15 protein-coding genes, 2 tRNA genes and 1 pseudogene are annotated in these 20340 nt (G+C 45.1%); 1 reads left to right on the forward strand and 17 read right to left on the reverse strand.

The features are described from left to right. Position 1: 1 nt before the first annotated feature. From spoIIAB to NCY57_RS04090, 14 genes are all read right to left on the reverse strand, one after another. Entirely contained in the window at positions 2-427 is a 426-nt protein-coding gene (gene spoIIAB, locus NCY57_RS04025) for an anti-sigma F factor (RefSeq protein ID WP_015526893.1), read from the reverse strand. Then, positions 411-770: an anti-sigma factor antagonist gene (locus NCY57_RS04030; RefSeq protein WP_044961012.1), complete on the reverse strand. Its 360-nt coding sequence runs from the start codon at positions 768-770 to the stop codon at positions 411-413. The genes spoIIAB and NCY57_RS04030 overlap by 17 nt, the downstream gene beginning before the upstream one ends. 125 nt (positions 771-895) lie before the next feature. Further along, a complete protein-coding gene (locus tag NCY57_RS04035; RefSeq protein WP_118752597.1) occupies positions 896-2221 on the reverse strand; it encodes a hypothetical protein in 1326 nt (441 codons plus the stop codon). Between the two features lie 10 nt (positions 2222-2231). After that, the gene (locus NCY57_RS04040; protein ID WP_015526890.1) at positions 2232-2384 is read right to left on the reverse strand and encodes a hypothetical protein; all 153 of its coding nucleotides are present in this window, start codon (positions 2382-2384) and stop codon (positions 2232-2234) included. After that, positions 2381-3679 (reverse strand): bifunctional folylpolyglutamate synthase/dihydrofolate synthase, encoded by a 1299-nt coding sequence (locus tag NCY57_RS04045; RefSeq protein ID WP_044961009.1) that lies wholly within the window; start codon positions 3677-3679, stop codon positions 2381-2383. Before NCY57_RS04045 ends, NCY57_RS04040 begins: the two co-directional genes overlap by 4 nt. Positions 3680-3850: 171 nt before the next feature. Then, the gene (locus NCY57_RS04050) at positions 3851-5962 is read right to left on the reverse strand and encodes an LTA synthase family protein (protein WP_015526888.1); all 2112 of its coding nucleotides are present in this window, start codon (positions 5960-5962) and stop codon (positions 3851-3853) included. A gap of 15 nt (positions 5963-5977) precedes the next feature. Further along, a complete protein-coding gene (locus tag NCY57_RS04055; RefSeq protein ID WP_173745741.1) occupies positions 5978-8632 on the reverse strand; it encodes a valine--tRNA ligase in 2655 nt (884 codons plus the stop codon). 495 nt (positions 8633-9127) lie between these two features. After that, entirely contained in the window at positions 9128-9871 is a 744-nt protein-coding gene (locus NCY57_RS04060) for a creatininase family protein (protein WP_059085324.1), read from the reverse strand. A 13-nt stretch (positions 9872-9884) separates the two neighbouring features. Further along, positions 9885-10715 (reverse strand): carbohydrate ABC transporter permease, encoded by an 831-nt coding sequence (locus tag NCY57_RS04065; protein WP_059085323.1) that lies wholly within the window; start codon positions 10713-10715, stop codon positions 9885-9887. Beyond that, complete coding sequence (locus tag NCY57_RS04070; RefSeq protein WP_059085322.1) at positions 10715-11557, reverse strand: carbohydrate ABC transporter permease; 843 nt, start codon at positions 11555-11557, stop codon at positions 10715-10717. The genes NCY57_RS04065 and NCY57_RS04070 overlap by 1 nt, the downstream gene beginning before the upstream one ends. A 66-nt stretch (positions 11558-11623) precedes the next feature. Further along, the gene (locus tag NCY57_RS04075) at positions 11624-13033 is read right to left on the reverse strand and encodes an ABC transporter substrate-binding protein (protein ID WP_059085321.1); all 1410 of its coding nucleotides are present in this window, start codon (positions 13031-13033) and stop codon (positions 11624-11626) included. Between the two features lie 10 nt (positions 13034-13043). Then, a complete protein-coding gene (locus tag NCY57_RS04080; protein ID WP_059085320.1) occupies positions 13044-14066 on the reverse strand; it encodes a LacI family DNA-binding transcriptional regulator in 1023 nt (340 codons plus the stop codon). 198 nt (positions 14067-14264) lie between these two features. Then, positions 14265-18137, reverse strand: coding sequence for an FtsX-like permease family protein (locus NCY57_RS04085; RefSeq protein WP_250789504.1), 3873 nt, complete (start codon positions 18135-18137; stop codon positions 14265-14267). Beyond that, positions 18131-18844, reverse strand: coding sequence for an ABC transporter ATP-binding protein (locus NCY57_RS04090; protein WP_250789505.1), 714 nt, complete (start codon positions 18842-18844; stop codon positions 18131-18133). The genes NCY57_RS04085 and NCY57_RS04090 overlap by 7 nt, the downstream gene beginning before the upstream one ends. Positions 18845-19165: 321 nt before the next feature. Between NCY57_RS04090 and NCY57_RS04095 the strand changes: the two genes are divergently transcribed. Beyond that, a complete protein-coding gene (locus NCY57_RS04095) occupies positions 19166-19504 on the forward strand; it encodes a hypothetical protein (protein ID WP_118071102.1) in 339 nt (112 codons plus the stop codon). A gap of 44 nt (positions 19505-19548) precedes the next feature. Here NCY57_RS04095 and NCY57_RS04100 read toward each other — a convergent pair. From NCY57_RS04100 to NCY57_RS04110, 3 genes and pseudogenes are all read right to left on the reverse strand, one after another. Beyond that, a pseudogene (locus tag NCY57_RS04100) lies at positions 19549-19794 on the reverse strand (hypothetical protein); the annotation flags it as partial. A 208-nt stretch (positions 19795-20002) separates the two neighbouring features. After that, positions 20003-20073, reverse strand: a tRNA-Cys gene (locus NCY57_RS04105). A 3-nt stretch (positions 20074-20076) separates the two neighbouring features. Next, positions 20077-20149 (reverse strand) — tRNA-Asn (locus NCY57_RS04110). Positions 20150-20340 lie beyond the last annotated feature (191 nt).

Raw genomic sequence — 20340 nt, forward strand, 5'->3', positions numbered from 1 at the left:
GTTACCTCCTGATGATCTTTTTCATGTGCACTGTAGTTCCACGGCCAACCTCCGATTCCACCTGAAGCTCATCCATAAACGCCTCCATGAATGTAAACCCCATACCGGAGCGGTCTTTATCAGCCTTTGTGGTAAACAGAGGCTCCATGGCTTTTTTGATATCCGGGATCCCGGCTCCGTGATCTGTCACATCTACCTGAAGCTCCTGCCCCCGGAGACGACATTCTACCCGGATCTTATGTATCTCCCCTTCATACCCGTGTATGATGCAGTTGGTCACTGCCTCCGATACTGCGGTCTTCAGATCCGAAATTTCCTCCAGCGTAGGATTCAGCTGTGTGCAGAATGAAGCCACAGCAACTCTTGCCAGTGCTTCATTTACCGGTCTGCTGTCAAAAATGATCGTCATTTCATTTGTGTTTTCCATCATAAACACCCTCCTGTTCACCTGCCGATTTTTTAATTCCACAGATTTCAATATATTTTCCCACTCCGGATAGCCGTAAAAGCTTTGCAATATGACTGTTCACATTGACAACCTGCACACATTTCCCCCTCATGCCAAGTGCCCGGTACCTACCCATCAGCAGACCGATCCCGGAACTGTCCATAAAAACGGTCTCTGAGAAATCAAAAATCATATTTTTTATATAGTTATGTCCAATAATTCGGTCTGAATCTCTCCGAATCTCATCAGAAGCCGGATGATCCAGTTCCGCCGGAAGATGTACAGTCAGCACGGTTCCGGATTTTTCAAAACCTGATGTCATTCTATCATTCCCCCATTTTTGATTTTTTATTCCATTTCTCATGACCAAAGGGTAAAAAAAGAGGAATGCGCCAACGCACATTCCCCTTATCCGAGGTTTCTCCTCTGTATGAGTTATGATCTTTTTTATTCTGTATAACCTCCATCGTAAGAGGAATCCTCATCTCCTCCGTCACTGTAGCTGCTGTCTTCTCCGGAATCTCCGTCAGGGCTCTGTGCATCTTCTCCCGCCGAAGCTGCGGCATCCGCTCCAGCTTCAGCTGTTCCATCTGTGCTGCTGTCAGCACTGGACGTTCCGCCAGAAGCTCCGCTCTCGATCCCGCTTACACCGGTCTTTCCGCTGATAGTACTGTAAATCCCCTTTGCAGAATCTGACAGTGTATCCACATATACCTTCTGTAGTTCCAGCGCCGCTGTATCCAAATCCTCCTGCTGCATGGCAGTATATGCATTAAACAAAGCCTCATAGCTCTGACTGCGTTTCTGCTCTTCCTCTGCCTGCTTGGCAACTGCATCTGCCGTATCACTGGACTGGGCAGCTTCTCCCTGAGCTTTGGTAAGCTCCACGCTCTGGCTGGAAAGAGAATCACTGTACTGTATGATCTGCTGATTGGCCTGCCTGTAAATATCCTGTTTCACAGCCGGCAGTACAAGGAGCCAGAATGCTGCCGCCCCTGCCGCAAATCCAAGTACCGTGGTAAAGAAAAGTGATATCTTTGATCTTTCTTTATAAGACGACGGCCTTACAACGATTTCTCCTGAAATATTATCATTCTCATTTTTTTCATTTCCAAACAAGCCCTTACGCCGTTTTTCCATCTTTGTGGTAACACCCGTCTGCTCGTCAACTTCACGCAGGAAACGAAGTGTGGTGGTATTGGTCTTGTCGATCCTGGCTGCTTTTTTCAGGGTTCTTCTCGCCTTATTCCACTCCTGATTCTTCATCTGGATCAGAGCAAGAAGATGATACCCCTTGATCAGCTTGGGATTCTGGGACAGGATCTTTTTCAGGCGGATGGCCGCCATATCCTCATGGCCTTCCCTACACATGGCGAGGGCATTGTTATATTTCTTGATGCTTTCGTTGATTGTTTCCAGTTTGTTCTGGTTTGCCTGAAGCCTGGCAATATATTCTGAAGCCAGATTTCGGTTCTTCTGGATATTCTTGCTGATGACCCACTCACTCAGTGCGGCAACCACCTCACCGGTCTCAAAATATACAAGACCAAGAAGATTTCTTGCACGGATATTCCGTTTGTCATAAGCAAGACTTTGCTTCAGACAGCTGATCGCCCCGGACAGATCCCGGATGCTGGCTTTTTCCAGCCCCTGATTATAATAAAGCTTGGAAAGATAATCCACCTTCTTCTGGATCAGTACATTGGCTCCACAGTGCGGACAATAATCCAGATCTGTATCCGTCAGGAACGCTCCACAGTTTATGCAGTTCATCCACTTCTCCTTATCTTACACGTCTGTTGCTCTTGACCTCACGCAGCATCTCCTGGAGTACATCCATGATATCTGTGATCTCCCGGTCATAAATGACACCTTCTACATCTGCCACATCCAGACATGGTTCAAATTTCTTCAGTTCCTCTTCGTAATCGATCATAATTTTTTCCTCCTGATCACAGCCTTGATCTCACCGACCAGATAAAGGGATCCTACACAGAATAGCATTCCATCCTCACCTTTTTCCTTTACTGCCCGTTCAAAAGCTGCTGGAACATCCTCTATTGCTTCCACTTCCGGTACTCCGTCTTCACGAAAGATCTCCGCAAGCTCTTCTACCGGAACTTTACGGTATCCGCCTACCTGTGTGACGATCACATGTCGAAAACGGATCCTGCTACAGATCGTGCGGATCATATCCGTATAGTCCTTGTCATCCACTGCGGAAAACAGCAGAGTCAGAGGAAATTCCTTCTGGAAATGTTCTGCTGTCTCTACAAACTTCTCAACACCGTCTTCGTTATGTGCGCCATCCACGATCACCCCCGGAAGAACCGTTTCCATCCTTCCCTGCCAGCGTGTTTTTGCCATACCAGCCTTCAGAGCCTCCAGAGATACCGGAATCTGATCTTCCAGTACCTGAATGGTTTTCACCGCAAGCGCTGCATTCATAACCTGATAACGGGCGATAAACGGTATATCAAATACGGTATCGCCATATGTCTCGTCCTTAAGAGAAAACCGGATTCCGTCCTTTGTGATCTTATGGATCTCTGTGTCTTCCCGTTTCAGCTCATAATATGGACATCCCAGCTTCTCTGCATGCTCACGCATCACTCCGGCCGCATCCGGATCATTTCCATCGTAGATCACCGGAACACCCGGCACCATGATCCCTGCCTTCTCTCCTGCGATCTCGGAAACTGTATTTCCAAGATACTGCATATGATCGAGGCTGATGGATGTGATCACACAGGCTGCCGGATCCTCCACAGCAGTGGTTGCATCCAGACGTCCGCCAAGACCGGTCTCCAGTGTTACATAATCCACGCCGGCTTCTGCAAAGATCACCATTCCCATTAGAAGGAGTGTCTCAAAATAGGTGGGATGATAGCTTCCCTCTGCAACCAGCTCATCGGAAAGCTTTTTAACTTTTTCAAAAGCACGAAGGAAGGTATCGTCATCGATCACTTCCTCGTTGATCTGAAAACGCTCGTTGATCTCAACCAGATGAGGAGATGTAAAAAGTCCGCAGGAATATCCTGCTTCCCGAAGGACCGATGTGATAAAAGCACAGGTACTTCCCTTTCCGTTGGTTCCTGCCACATGGATCACACGGAATTTCCTCTGCGGATCTCCAAGTCTTCTTAAGCATTCTCTGGTATGGTCCAGGCTGTTCTTAGTAGTAAATCTCGGTATATCTTCAATATACGCAACTGCTTCTTCGTAATTCATAAAAAAAACCATCACTTATCTATAATGTATTCGTAAAGAACTTTTGGGGAGAAAAGCTTCTCCCCTCCTGTTCGTTACGATACCATTATATAATAGTGGTGGAAGATGTCCAGTCCTAATCGTAATATTTTATCCGACATTTTTTGTATCGGAGTATCTTTTCTATGCCATTTACTGGTTGTCTGTACTGTTTTCTTCACCGGAATCTTCTGTGGATTCCGTTTCTGACGCTGTATCCGTTTCCTCCATTGACCCTGTATCAGAACTGCTCTTTTCACTGTCAAGCTTCCACTTGCTGTCAGCGAGCAGCGCATAAACCGCCCGGTCATGGCTCTTTGTCATGGCCTTTCTTGTGGAACTGTTACTTCGCTGCACTACCGAGAGCCGGTCAAAATCATCCAGTTCCTTTCCGGTAATGATCAGCTTGGTAGGATTCACGTAAACCGTATCATACCATTCTCCGTTGATCTTCACCTGGCTGGACGGCGTAAAGTTTGTTCCCTGGATATAATAGGTGTGATCCGTCTCAGACACAACCTGAATGGAATCCAGCGTGGTATCATAGATTCCCATACGCATCTTTGTCCGCTCAAAAGGATTCGCTCCGTCATATGTATACTGCTTTCCGTAGAGAAGATCGTACTGCAGGGTCTCCAGATCCACCTGATAATTTTTGGTGTTTCTTCTTGCCTGATGATACTTGAAAACATTTCCCTCATGGATACCTACACGGTCCATAACCTCTGCTGCCATCTGGTATGCCGCAAGATTTTCTTTCTTTTTCTTAAGTCCGAAATTATCCCACATCACATACTCTGTCTGGAACAGATATTTATTCTCCACATCCTCCACGGTCAGTCCCATGGTCGGCAGATGATCACCATACATGACCAGTACCACATCCTCCGGGTAATCTGCCAGCCTGTCAGTCAGCTCTTTGACAAAATTATCCATCTCATGGATCTGATTTACATAATACTCCCACTTATTATTCAGCTCGTCAGTAGGTGCCCCGGAAACTGTGATCTCCGGATTTTCCAGTACCGGTTCTGAAGGATAATCTCCATGTCCCTGTACGGAAATAGTATATACATAATCAGGCCCTTCTGTAGAATCCAGACACTTGACGATCTCATCGGTGAGGACACTGTCCTTGGTCCAGCCCAACGGGTTCTTCTGGTTTTCATCCTTCATATACTCTGCCGAAGTGAAGGTATCAAATCCCAGATTCGGAAAAATACTTCTTCTTCCGTAGAAATTCGCCTCATTATTATGTACTGCATGAGCAGTATAGCCCAGATTCTTCAGAACATACGGTGCGCTCTCACAGGTAGTTTCCTTAAGGATACTCTTGTAAGGATACTCTCCCGGTCCAAAATAATGAAGGCTCATTCCGGTAATGGATTCAAACTCAGTATTTGCGGTTCCGGCTCCTACGGAAGGTACCTTATAATATCCGGAGGAATACTCCTTCATCAGCTTTCTGAAATTCGGGATAGGATCTTCTGACAGCTCCAGATAATTTACCAGCGTAGGATCAAAAAAGGACTCCAGCTGTAAAAACAGAATATTCGGATGACTGCCTTCTTTCGTTTCCGGAAGATTTTCTTCCGACTTCTCGATCCTTTTGATCTCGCTTTTGGAATAGTCTCTCGGGGCACTGATTCCGGTATTAAAGATCGTCGTTGCCAGACAGTAAGGATATCCGTAATCCTCATAAGCTATGGCAATGTTTCCAAAATAATTGGAAAGAACTCTTTTTTCCAGAGCAAGCTGTGTGATTCCTCCAAATGCAAGGACCCCAACCAGGACCAGCGGAATATTCACCTTATATTTCAGCTTGCCTCTGTACTTCGGCGACCTTATCAGGATGATCAGAAGGATCAGAACCGCAATTCCCAGAAGAACTGCACCTATGGTCATCTGGGTATGGGTCAGATATTTTTTTGCAATACTGAGACCATCTGTCAGATTCTTCACATCCGGTCCTGTAAACGGTGTGACACGGTTGAGAAGAAGCACACCGTTTACGATTCCCAGAAACAGCCATAAGCTACCCACAAAGATACGCCAGAAAATTCTCTTTCGGAAGAGATAAACAATCAGCATCGTTGTAAAGATAAACGCTGCATTATAAGCAAATACAAGCGGCTTTGTGGTCATGTAGGTCCACGCCTCTGTGAACGAGTGCCTGCATATGGCCTCGATCACAAAGTACAGGACTGCACAGCCCAGAGCCTGAAGTATCAGCGAAATCTTATTGAAAAAGTTACACCACTTCATTAAAACACTCCTTCGTTATTTCACCATCTGTGTTAACTGCAGGTTCACTTTCTCTTTCATCTCTTTGTATTTCTCAAGTTTCTCCTTCTCTGCCTCTACCTTGGCTGCTGGTGCCTTGTTCACAAAATTCGGATTGTTCAGCATTCCCTCGCAGCGTGCGATCTCTTTTGTAAGACGCTCCTGCTCTTTTGTGAGACGTTCGATCTCCTTTTCACGGTCGATCAGATCCTCCAGCGGCAGATAAACCACACCGTCTGCCACAACGATGGATACCGCATCCTCACCGATTCCGTTCTTATCTTGCTGTACGTGGATCTCTTTTGCAAACGCAAGGTTTGTAAAGGATTTCTTGCAGGACTCAAAACGTGCACAGCACTCTGCATCCTTGCCTACGATGTAGATATTGGTCTTTCTGTTCTGCGGTACGTTCATCTCGTTTCTGGTGTTACGGATTCCACGTACAACCTCCTGGAAGCTTGAAACTGCTTTCTCAGCATCTGCAAAATCCATCTCGTCTTTGTATACCGGCCAGTCGGAGATCATGATGGACTCTTCCTCCGGAAGCAGTGTGCAGTAGATCTCTTCTGTGATAAACGGCATGAACGGATGAAGAAGCTTCAGTCCCTGTGTCAGCGCAGTGCGGAGTGTCCACAGTGCATCGTTTGCTGCTGCCGGGTTTTCCTCTGCCTTCCACAGTCTTACCTTTGCCATCTCGATATACCAGTCACAGAGCTCATCCCACAGGAAATCATAGACCTTCTGTACGGCAATTCCAAGCTCATATTTATCCATATTCTCAGTAACATCACGGATCACTGTGTTCAGTCTGGAAAGGATCCATTTATCCTCGTTGCACAGTGCGTTCAGGTCTTCCGGCGCTGTTACTGTCTTGCCCTCCAGGTTCATCATAATGAAACGGGAAGCATTCCAGATCTTATTTGCAAAGTTACGGCTGGATTCTACACGCTCCCAGTAGAAACGCATATCATTTCCAGGTGCATTACCTGTCATCAGTGTCAGACGAAGGGCATCTGCGCCGTATTTGTCGATAACCTCCAGCGGATCGATACCGTTTCCAAGAGACTTACTCATCTTACGTCCCTGTGAGTCACGTACCAGACCGTGGATCAGTACATGGTGGAACGGTGTCTCACCGGTCTGCTCCAGTGCGGAGAATACCATACGGATAACCCAGAAGAAGATGATATCATATCCGGTTACCAGAACATCTGTAGGATAGAAATACTCAAGCTCCGGTGTCTTATCCGGCCATCCAAGTGTGGAGAACGGCCACAGTGCGGAACTGAACCAGGTATCCAGAGTGTCCTCATCCTGATGCATATGTGTGCATCCGCATTTCGGGCATTTCTCCGGCATCTCTCTTCCAACCACCATCTCACCGCACTCATCGCAGTAATAAGCCGGGATCCTGTGTCCCCACCAAAGCTGACGGGAAATACACCAGTCACGGATATTCTCCAGCCAGTGCAGGTAAGTCTTGTCAAAACGTGCCGGAACAAACTGAAGGTTTCCGTCGTCCAGAGTTTTGATAGCAGCTTTTGCCATTTCGTCCATTTTTACAAACCACTGTGGTTTGATCATCGGCTCTACCGTTGTACCGCAGCGGTCATGGGTACCAACACTGTGGCTGTGCGGAACAACCTTTACAAGAAGTCCCTGCTCCTTCAGGTCCTCTACCATGGCCTTACGTGCCTCGTAGCGGTCCATACCTGCATATTTTCCGCCAAGGCTGTTGATGGTAGCATCATCATTTAAGATGTTGATCTCCTCAAGGTTATGACGGCGTCCAACCTCAAAGTCGTTAGGGTCGTGTGCCGGTGTGATCTTAACGCAGCCTGTTCCGAATTCCTTGTCAACATACTCATCGGCAATAACCGGGATCTCTCTGTCTGTAAGAGGAAGCTTCAGCATCTTTCCTACAAGGTCTTTATATCTTTCATCCTCCGGGTTTACAGCAACTGCTGTATCGCCGAGAAGTGTCTCCGGACGAGTGGTCGCAATCTCAACAAAACGTCCTTCCTCACCTACGATGGGATAATTGATGTGCCAGAAAAATCCGTCCTGGTCCTCATGTACAACCTCTGCATCAGAAATAGAGGTCTGGCATACCGGACACCAGTTGATGATCCTGGAGCCTTTGTAGATATAGCCTTTCTCATAAAGGCGGATAAATACTTCCTGAACAGCCTTGGAGCAGCCCTCATCCATGGTAAAGCGCTCACGCTCCCAGTCTGCAGATGCTCCCAGCTTTTTCAACTGATTGATGATCTTTCCGCCGTACTCCTCTTTCCATGCCCAGGCATGTTTCATAAATTCGTCACGGCCGATCTCGTTCTTATCAATCCCTTCCTTACGAAGCTTCTCTGTTACCTTAACCTCTGTAGCGATGGCTGCATGGTCAGTTCCCGGCTGCCAGAGAGCCTCATAGCCCTGCATTCTTTTGAAACGGATCAGGATATCCTGCATGGTCTCATCCAGTGCATGTCCCATATGCAGCTGTCCGGTTACATTGGGCGGCGGCATTACAATTGTAAAAGGTTTTTTATCCGGATTAACTTTTGCATGGAAGTATCCGTTATCCATCCATTTTTTGTACAGACGATCCTCAATACCCTTGGGATCATAAGTCTTTGCAAGTTCTTTACTCATGTTTTCCTCCTGAATCTTTCTGATTATAGGAACCTTAAAATGCTCCTGTTCTCTGCAAGAAAAAACACGCCCTCCACACAAAAGCCAATAACTAATGTGCGAAGGGCGATCATTCTCGCGGTACCACCTTCATTATCCGGAAAAAACATCTGTTATTCCCGTCTATCTCTTGTCCCTTAACGCGGGGTACGTGAAAACCTACACAGCAGCATCTGCATCTGTTCTGCATTTCTGCTTTCAGTTTCCCGGCTCCTAAGCTACCTTCTGCAGTCCTCCATCTGAAAATGCCTTTCAGCCTGCGCTTCTCTTGCGTCTGTGCATTTCTCTCTGTCAGCGTAGATCTGCATACTCCTCTTATTCAACACCTTTGCCATGTTCCTACTATAATGAAATTTTCTTTTTTTGTCAAGACAGAGGCCTTATTTCAAAACTAAAAATCAAAATAAAAAAGAATATCTCCACCGGTTATTTTTTCCAATGGAGATATTTTTTTATCTATCTTTCTTTTATTGTTTTGTACTCCTTCTCAATGCCTGCGATCAGTGTTTTCATTGTATATTCCAGAATTTCATTTCCGAATGCTTCCGATGATTCTCGGACCGGATGACGTCCTGCAATACCGATCAGATTACTCTCATCTTCTTTTACCTGTCCAAAGTCAACCAGTTCCGGCCGAACAGCCATTACAATAGATGTCTCATTTGCTCCGGCATGATCATTCTGATATTTCAGTCTCTCATCATCCGCATAGGTCCATGCTGTCATAATGCACAGTCCGTATTTTTCTTCTGCCTCTTCCTTCATTTCCTGAAATGCATTTGTTGACGGACCGTGTCCATGTCCCACAACGATGCGGACTCCTGCTCTGGAAAGCTGTGCAAAAATACTGCGCAACAGATCCTGAAACAGTCCCTTTTCCATCCAGTAAGCACTGCCCTTCATCTGCTGGGCACAATAAGTATTCAGTGCGCCCTCTGTATTGATATCCATTCCATAAAATACAGTTCCCCGATCATCAAATAAACGGTCAGGTCCCATGAACAGCATCGGAAGCACTACACCACCGACCTTTTCTGCCACCCGGACAAACAGTTCTTTTGACTGGATCCCGTCAGCTCCAAGAGGCATATGCGGACCATGCCATTCCAGTGTGCCAAGTGGCAGATAGGCAACCGGCATCTCCTTTATCCTCTGTACACATTCTTCCGGAAGTAATTCCTCGTATAATACTTTTTTCATGCTCGTCTCCTCCTTATCCTTTTACCGCTCCGGCAATTACTCCCTGTATGATCCATTTCTGGCAGACCATATAGAAAATAACGATTGGTATGATCGCCAACACCAGCATAGCCATCATAAGTCCCAGATCGATAGAGCCATATCCTCCTCTAAGATACTGGATCGCTACAGAGATCGTTTTGTATTCAGAGCCAATTACAAGATATGGAAGCAGATAGTCGTTCCAGATCCACATGGCATTCAGGATCGCAACTGTCATGACGGTAGGACGTATCACAGGAAGCACGACATTAAAGTAGATTTTCATAATAGAACAACCATCGATCATTGCCGCTTCTTCCAAAGAAACCGGGATTGATTTGATAAAACCTGTAAACATAAACACTGACAAGCCGGCGCCAAATCCTACATAGATAAACACAATGCCGATCAGATTGTCCAGCTTAAACATATTTGACACTTTAACAAGAGTAAACATAACCATCTGGAACGGTACGATCATTGCAAAAGCGAACAGATAATACAGTACCTTTGTAAAATGACTTTTTACACGTACCAGATACCATGCTGTCATCGAAGTCAGCAGAACAATAAGGACCACAGATGCTACAGTTATAAATAAAGTAATAAAAAATGCCTGTATAAAACCAGTCTTGATCAGACCCTCTCCATAATTCGCCATTTTTACAAAGGAGTCAGCATTAGGAAGTGCAAACGGTGTACTGTTGATATACAGCTTGCTCTTAAAGGAATTCATAAATACAATAATGATCGGGGCAATAAATAAAACCGAGATCACTGTAAGAATTACGATCATTGCTATTTCGCTTTTCTTGTTTTTCATCAGCTTTCAACCTCCTTACGCCGTGTGACAACAAGCTGCGTTACTGAGATTGCAGCTACGATCAGCAAGAACAGCACCGCTTTTGCCTGTCCTATTCCCTCATATCCCATCCTGTTGTAGAATGAATTATAGATGTCCAGTGCAACCAGCGAAGTTGATTTTCCCGGAAGTCCTGCTGTCAGAGCAAGGTTTAAGTCGAACATTTTAAATGCATTTGTCGTTGTCATAAACAGACAGATCGTAATTGCAGGCATGATCAGAGGCAGGATGATCTTTGTAACCATCTGTCTCCGGTTTACTCCATCGATAAGAGCCGCTTCCTTTACATCCTCTGAAATATTCTGGATAGCCGCAATGTAAATAACCATCATATATCCGATCATCTGCCAGTTCATGGCGATCACCATTCCCCAGAATCCGTATGAGGCCTTCACAGTAAGCGTTGTTTTGAAAAAAGCAAGAACACCATTGATGATCAGCTGCCAGATATAACCAAGTACGATTCCGCCCAGGAGATTTGGCATAAATATAACTGTTCGAAAAATATTTGTTCCACGGAGCTTTCTCGACAGCACATAGGCCAGTGCAAAAGCGATCAGATTGATAGTCACAAGATTTACAAGCACAAATTTAACGGTAAACCAGAGAGAAGCCAGGAAATCCTTATCCTGGAATGCAACTATATAATTGCTCAGTCCAACCCACTGTGCATCTGCCACAGTCGTAAATTTAGTAAATGAAAGATAAATTCCCAGTATAAATGGAATAATAAATGCAACTGTAAATGCGATCAGTGTTGGCAGTACCAATATCACAAATCTCTTTTTAAAAGCTTTTTCCATCTTTTACAAACCCTCTCTTTTATTACACAGGGCAGAAACATTTCTGTCTCTGCCCATGCTCTTCTACTATTGTGCGATCAGAGCTTTCTCCGATGCCCAGCAGTCGATTGTCTTCTTCACTACATCATCCCATTCCATACTTCCCTGTGCATACTCAAGAAGATAGCTTCCAAGCTGGTTTTTAAATTCCTGGCTCGGGAATGTTGCAAAATCCCAGTTGACCGTGTATAAAGAATCATCGTTCATATAAGTCAGCATATCCTGTACAAGCGGGTTATCCGGTCTTTCATCCTCTCCAAATGTGGTAAACGGAGGAATCATTCCAAGGATTCCATTACAGTATGCTTTTCCGCTGTCACTGTTGAACAGCCACTCAAGGAACTTCTGAGAAGCTTTCTGGTCAGCTTCATTAGCCTTGCTGTTTACACAGATATAGTTTTCTGTTCCAACACAGAGTCCCTGTTTTTCTTCTCCCTCTACTCCTGTGTAGATTGGAAGGAACTTAATATCATCCTCTTTGACTACGTTTCCATCCAGGTCATAGATCATTGCCCATCCCCAGTTTCCATTCTGGATCATAGCCACATCGCCCATTGCAAATTCTGCCATGGATTCCTCAACATTTTTAGCACCGACCATAGTTGGCTCTGTACATGAATTGTTCAGATAAAGATCAAAAATATTTTTGAAATTCTTATTGTATGTAAATTTGATCTCATCCAGATTATCTACGTCATCATCTTTATACTCATAGTAGATCGGAAGATTCATAAGATGTGTCTGCCAGCGCCAGTCTTCTCCAGGAGCAAATGAAGTAGATCCGAAAACTCCCTGGATTCCAAGATCATCTTTATGCTTTGTCATATCCTCTACTACAGTTTTAAGTGTGTCGAAATTTTTGATCTCTTTTGTATCTGAAATATCAACGGCTTTATCCGGAAGTGCAAAATACTTCTTCATAATTGCATCATTGTAGATGATTCCATATCCTTCTACCGCATACGGTATAGCATATACGCCATCTCCGTCTGTGATCGCCATATCTTTGTCAGTCAGCCATTCATAAATCTGGGAATCCTTCAGATCAGCACAGTAATCTTTCCAGGTCTGATAGCCGATCGGTCCGTTAACATTGAAAAGTGTCGGCATTTCTTTTTTGGAAAGCTCGGATTTTAATGTCTGCTCATAGGTTCCGCTTCCTGCCGTAACTACTTTCATATTGATTCCGGTTTCTTTTGTAAAGCTTCCTGCTACTTCTTCCCATTCAGCGGAAAGCTCAGATTTAAAATTCAGGAAATATACAGAGCCTGTATCTTCTTCGTCTGTATCTTTTTTGGCTGTATCTTCCTTGACGGTATCTTCTTTGGCGGTGTCTCCTCCGGAATTGCCAGTATTTCCGGCTGTTCCGCATCCTGCAAGAGTCAGCAGTGACATTGATGCCGCAATACCAGCGGCAATTAATTTTTTCGCTTTCATATTTTTCCTCCTATTTTTCATAATGACCAGGAATCCCCACACTGTCACGGATCTGCAGCAGATATTCATTTTCCTTTTCATCACATGGTCTCTCGACTCCATCCTGTAGATACAGCATGCCGTTTATGATACTTTTTGCCTGATATTCTACCGGCTGACTGATCGTAGACAGTGAGGGCGTTATGCGTTCCGAAAACGGAATACCGTCAAACGAAACTACAGATACGTCCTCCGGAATTCTGTAACCATGCTTCATGATCCAGGACATTACCTCTATCGCAACTTCATCGCTAAAACAAAACAATGCCGTTGGCAGCTTCTGAGGTACAAATATCTTCTCTATCACAGAAATCAGACTGCTTTTTTCATAGTCTCCATGGATCTGACCGATCAGGGACTCTTCTTGATCCAGCTGCATCTGCTTTACAGCTCTTAAAAATCCCCGTTTCCTTGCAATAAGGAAGCTGTCGTCCATTTCGTCAATGCAAAAGATGCCCCCTATCCTTCTGTGGCCAAGCTGGGCAAGATAGCATATGGTCTCATAGACAGAGCTTTCATTTTTTTCCATGATATTCAAACGCATTTCCGGTGACTGCATATGACAGACTTTAATCCTAAAATGTTCTTTTATATACGCTTCCTCTTCCCGTGAGAGCAGAAAAAGGCTAAAGCAGACTTCGATTCCTCTGATCTCCAGTTCTCTTAATGCTTCCAGTTTTTCCTCAAATCCTGAATTGCAATAACGGATAATACAGCCATATCCCATCTTACATGCAAACTCATTCAGATACCGAAACAACAGAAGCTGATACTGATTAATGTAGTTTGTCATTATAAAGCCGAACAGTTTTGACTTCTTACCAGCCAGATACTGTGCGTGAACGCTGGGATTATAATTGTACTTTCTGATGGTATCTACCACTCTTTTCTGCAGCTTCTCGCTGACTGGTTTGGAACGGTTGATAACACGGGAAACTGTAGCGATCGAACACCCGCTTTTTTTCGCGATAAATTTAATATCTATATTTGCCATATTTAAAATTCCTCCGGAAGAATTCTATGGTTACATCTTACAGGAAAACGTTTACATTTCAATTGTGAAATACTTACAAAATTAGCTTCAGGCAGATCATGGTCATCCCAGTCTTTCAGGATATTCATTACAAAACTGCCTGCATACAGGGAAATATGTAAAATTCCTGTATGCAGACAGTCTTATCATTTCATTATTTTATTCCACGCTCTTCAGTGACTCTACCATATTGATCTTTTTCAGCTTAAAATGCATCACCATATTTACAAACATGGAGAACCCAAAGGTAATGATTCCACTATAAACAAAGCTTATTGGCTTGATATTTCTTCCGAACATCACCGCATCTACCTCAACGGTTGTGATCACATACCGGTGAAGGAGGATTCCAAACACTGCGCCTGCCAGAATCCCTATGAAGGACAGCAGGATATTTTCCCGAAATACATACTGGGAAACCTCGCCATCATAAAATCCCAGGACCTTCAATGTTGCAAGCTCTCTCTGCCGCTCTGTGATATTGATGTTGTTCAGATTATACAGTACCACAAATGCCAGCATTCCGGCAGAAATGATCAGGACCCAGATCACCGCTCCGAGGGATCCCAGCATTCGCTCTACCTGACCTGCTGTGCTGCTTGTATAGCTGATACTTAAAGCTGCCGGATATTTCAGGATCGCATTTCCAAGAGTTTCCAGATCACTCTCTGCATCCTCTTTCATAGTATATACTGTACTTGAATACTTCGGTTTCTCCCCGAATGTTTTTTCATAGCAGGATGGGGTCATGTAAACGTAATGTCCCATATAGTTCTCTGTGACAGCAGTGATCTTTACTTTATACTTTCTGTTGTCTTTCTCCAGGGTGATCTTGTCTCCTGCTTTCACACCGATAAGAGAAGCCGTTTTTTCACAGATCACCGCTCCATCATCGGTAAGCTCATACTGCTCGTGGGACTTTCTGTCACGTAATGTTACATCCTCTTTAAAATTTTCCGTATTTTCCGGAACATACACATAGATACTGACACTTCCCTTTTCTTTTGGTGCCGTCATCTTGGTGAGCTGCACACGGGTATAGTGATCGATCTCGCTGTTTCCGTCCAGAAATTTCAGAAGATCCTTTTCCTGGCTGTCTGTGGCATCCTCATCATTGATCACCATGGCATCATAGTGCTGGATCTGGTCATATTGGAGAATCGCAATATCCATAATGGAGTCATAAAGTCCGAATCCTACAAGCATCAATCCCATGCTTCCTGCAATTCCGAAAATGGTCATAAAAAGACGCTTTTTATAACGGAAGAGATTTCGCATGGACGATTTCCAGGAAAAGCTCAGATGCTTCCAGATAAAGCTGATCCGTTCAATAAGGATCCGTTTTCCTTCTTTCGGTGCAGGCGGACGCATCAGAGATGCCGGTGTTTCTGCCAGGGTTTTTGCGCAGGAAAACAGTGTAGCGCCCATAGTACAGATCACCGCTGCCCCGGAAGCGATCAGTGCATATTGTAACTCATAATCCAGCTGCATGTGATCGCCAATATTCCAGTACATGATTCCATACGCCTGGATAATGATAAACGGAAGAACCTTTTCTCCGAAAAGTACTCCTACGATACTTCCGCCTACTGTAGCCAGAAATGCGTAGCTGAGATACTTGGATGCAATGGATGCTTTTCCGTATCCCAGCGCTTTCATGGTTCCGATCTGGGTTCGCTGTTCCTCCACCATTCGTGTCATCGTGGTAAGACTGATCAGAGCCGCTACAAGGAAGAATATCATCGGGAAAACCTTTCCGATGTTTTTCAGTCGCTCTGCGTTATCACCAAAATCCGAATATTCCGGAAGGTCATTGCGGTCCGTGATGATCCACTCCGGTGTTTCAATATCATCCACCTCTTTCTGGGCATCCTCGATCTTCTGCTGGGCTTCCGCAATTTTGTCATCGGCTTCTTTTTTGCCGTCCTGATATTCTTTCTTTCCATCGGAAAGCTTCTTTTTGGCGTCCTCCAGGTCTTTTTTGGCGTCTTTTAATTTCTGTTCATTTTCCCGGATCTCTTTTTCACCATCCAGAAGCTTCTGTTCATTTGCATCCAGTTCTGCCTGACTGCTGGTAAGCTTTTCTGTATTGGCCTGGATCTCTGCCTGACCGGCATTTAACTGGGCCTGTTTTTCCTCCAGCTGCTGCCGCCCTGAGCTGAGCTGGGCTCTGGCCGAATCCAGCTGGCTCTGGCCATCATCCAGAGTTGCCTGGTTTGCCGCAATTTCTTCTTTTGCCGCGGAAAGCTCTGCTTTCTTTGTTTCCAGTTCTTTTTTCCCTTTATCCAGTTCTTCCTGGCCTTCGTTCAGCTGTGCCTCTGTCCTGGAAAGTGTCTCTTCCTGTTCTTTGATCTGGCTGAAGCCCTCATTGATCTGACCTAGGCTGCTCTCCAGTTCAGCTCTTGTCTGGGCCAGCTCTGATTTTTTTGCAGTAAGCTCTGCCTGCGCCCCGTCGATCTGGGCCTGACCGGCATTTATCTGTTCTTCCATTGCACTGATCTGACCATTTAAAGTCTGGATCTGCGTGGAAAGCTCCGCTAGCTCTTCCTCGGTTTTTCCTGCTTCCGCACCGGCGTCATACTTCGCCTGCAGCTCCGCCGCCTGACTGCTTAATGCCTCTTTCTGGCTGGTCAATTCATCCAGCTGTGCCTGCTGCCCGGAAAGGGCTTCTTCACTGGAATTGATCTGGGATTCGCCCTCGGAAACCTGTACAAGTCCTGCCTCACACTGTTCTTTCTGACCGGTGAGAGCAGTCTTTGTTTCTTTGATCGTATTCTTTCCCGTTTCCAACTGTTCTCTTCCACTGTCAAGCTCAGCCTGTTTGCTTTCCAGTGTTTTTTCCGCTTCCCGGAGCTGGGCCTCGCCGTCACTTACCTGCTGTTTTGCGGCAGTCAGCTGTTCATATCCGGCAGTCAGCTCTGACTGCTTCTCATTTATCTGTGCTTCGGAGTCAGCAAGCTGGGATCTGGCAGCATTTAACTGGGACAGACCGTCTTCCACCTGCTGTTTTGCGCTGTTAAGCTGAGACCATCCATCTTCAATCTGCTTTCTTCCGTCAGCAAGCTGCTGTTTTCCATCGGTCAGCTCCTTTTTTGCATCACTGAGCTGCTGTTTTCCATCTTCGTACTCTTTTTTTCCATCCTCATACTTCTTCTTCCCATCATCCAGCTTTTTCTTCGCGTCGCCAAGCTTTTCCTCGGATTCCTTCTTTCCGTCCTCAAGCTCTTTTCTGGCATCATCCAGTTTTTCATTGGCTTCTGCGACGATCTCCTCGTAGCGCAGGCTGCACTGTTCTTTTTCGATACCTTCCACGCGTTTCCGGATCTTTTTGATAAGATTGTCGTAGGCATCGGTATAGCTGATCACATCCCCGGATTCATGAACCATAATATAGATCTGGGTAAAAGCTTCCTGTTCAAAATCCTCTGGAAGAATGTATCCGAAGCCGCTGACCTCACCCGATCCAAGAGTCGTATTTCCTCTGTTAAATGAAATATAAAGAGGGCTGCTTCCGATTCCCACAACTGTATAGGTTGTTTTTTTCAGAAGCTCACTGTCTCCATCCTCACTGACAGATATGGTATCCCCGATTTTATACCCCCGATTCTTTGCAAATGGCTTGTCGAGAAAAATCTCACCGCTTTTTTTCGGTATCCTTCCTTCATCTGCTGTGAGCAGATTAAAATTGCTGCTGATGGCTTCCAGATGAAGAACCTTCCTGGCATCGTCCTCTCCACTCATAACATCCGTAGAGTAACCGCCCTCAGCCAGTTCCACACCGTCAATATCCGATACCGCTTTTACATCACGCTGCGTCAGTCCCAGTGTTCCCTGGATCTTCAGATCCATCAGCTTTGCTGCTTCATAATAAGCATCTCCTGAATATCTCATATCCGGAGAAGACGCCTGGATCCCGGAAAAAAATGCAACACCCAGTGCCACGATCAGAAAGATCGAGATAAAACGTGCTTTACTTTTCCGGATCTCCATCCAGAAATCTTTGTGTAATGCCTTCATTCCGTCACCTACCATTCAATCTCTTCCACTGGTGTGGGATGTGCATTTTCAGTCATCCTGGAAACCTTGCCGTTTTTGATCTTGATCACACGGTCGGCCATAGGTGTCAATGCAGAGTTGTGAGTAATGACAATAACCGTCATGCCCCGTTCCCTGCAGGTATCCTGAAGGAGCTTCAGGATTGCCTTGCCGGTCTGATAATCCAACGCTCCTGTAGGTTCATCACAGAGCAGAAGCTTTGGATTCTTCGCCAGCGCTCTGGCTATGGAAACTCTCTGCTGCTCACCGCCGGATAACTGTGCCGGAAAATTGGTCAGTCTCTCCCTCAGCCCTACTTCCTCCAGAACTGTCCTGGCATCCAGAGGATTCTTACAGATCTGAAGAGCAAGCTCCACATTCTCCAATGCAGTCAGATTTGGCACCAGATTATAAAACTGGAATACAAATCCAATATCCTCCCGCCGGTATCCGGTCAGCTGCCGGTCTGTATATTTTGCAATATTTTTTCCATCGATCCAGACATTGCCGGATGTGACCTTATCCATTCCGCCCAGGATATTCAGCACCGTTGTCTTTCCGGCACCGCTTGGTCCTACCACAACCACAAATTCTCCTTTTTTTATCCGGAAGCTGATCTCATCCACAGCTATGATCTTCACTTCTTTTGAGCCATAGATTTTGGATACATTCTCCAGCTTCACATAGTCTTCCGTATGCTCCATTTCCACCCCTCCTCTTTACTCTCTATATGATTTCAGGGGGCTTTTATCTGCCCCCTTTTAATTCTCTCACTCACGTATCACAGCTGTAGAAAAATGTTTTCGGCTGTGATCGAATATTATCAATAACTATATTTATAAGTATATCGGTTCTTAATTCAAAATGCAATTTCTACTTATATTTTACAAAGATTTTTCATTCCTGCGCATTTGTATTTTACATTTCTTTTCTATAATACAGACAGATAAAGGAAATCAATATTATGGCTGACTGTTGCTGACAACAGCAGAAGTATAATTCCAGCAAAACAGGAGGAATGGATTATGTATAAAGTACTGTGGAATCACTTAGATCAAAATTTAAAAAAGGCCCCTGCGCCAGCTGTTTTTCTTGCACTTTTGACAGCTGGATGGAGTGTAGCCGGAATTCTTGCAGGATTACTTGTTTGTCTGGAACTTCAGACAGAACTGATGGTGAAGCTGACTGTGATCTTATGTGCCGGTGGATACGCCGGACTGATTCCCGGTTTCTTCGGTGGGATCTTTTATCTTTACCGAATGGATCTTCGGAAACCTTCTGCCGATCCTGCAGCTGATCTGGCAGCTGAAGCGGAAAAAGCTTCTGCCGATCCTGCTTCATTGATCTATTTTCACAATAATTGACAAAAAAGCAGAACTCTGCCTGGTTGTGCAGGGTTCTGCTTTTTTTATTGAATATGTGTATTAAGTTTGATTACTTTCTTATGGAATCTTATGGAATCCGCAAGCTTTTTTGCTTCTGCTGTCAGTTCTCTTATTTTGTCAAATTCTCCTGCCTTCACAAGATCTCCTTTTACCATCCAGCTTCCGCCGCAGCAGAGGATTTTGTCACAGAAAAGATAGTCCTCAAGGTTTTTCGCATTGATCCCGCCGGTAGGCATAAAACGGATTCCTGTATAAGGAGCTGCCATAGCAGAGCATGACGCTTTGCGTGCTCAGGATGCCATGTATCTTCATCTGGTTTATAATCGTAAACGAATCCTGCTTACGGAAAAAAATTCCTGATCTGTCGGACAGCATCAGGAAAGGATGCTGTCCGATCTTCCAGAAGTCTGTCTTCAGCAAGTACATTTTTATAGGAAAAATAAGCCCTGGAAATTCATCTTTCCAGGGCTTTCTAAGAGGTGCCACCCGGATTTGAACCGGGGATAGAGGTGTTGCAGACCTTTGCCTTACCACTTGGCTATGGCACCATGCTCCCCCTGTTGGACTCGAACCAACGACACTGCGGTTAACAGCCGCATGCTCTACCGACTGAGCTAAGGAGGAATATTTAATTTAAGGATTATACCTTAAAAACTACATACATGCCTGTTGATCGTTAATCAAACTCTTGAATCAATTCTTAACCTGCGTTTCTTGGTCAAGCCCTCACCCGATTAGTAACAGTCAGCTCCATGTGTTACCACACTTCCACCTCTGCCCTATCTACCTCGTCGTCTTCAAGGGGGTTTACTTCA

It is taken from the genome of Blautia sp. MB18-30 (genome assembly GCF_023669475.1).
Lineage (GTDB): Bacteria > Bacillota > Clostridia > Lachnospirales > Lachnospiraceae > Blautia_A > Blautia_A fusiformis.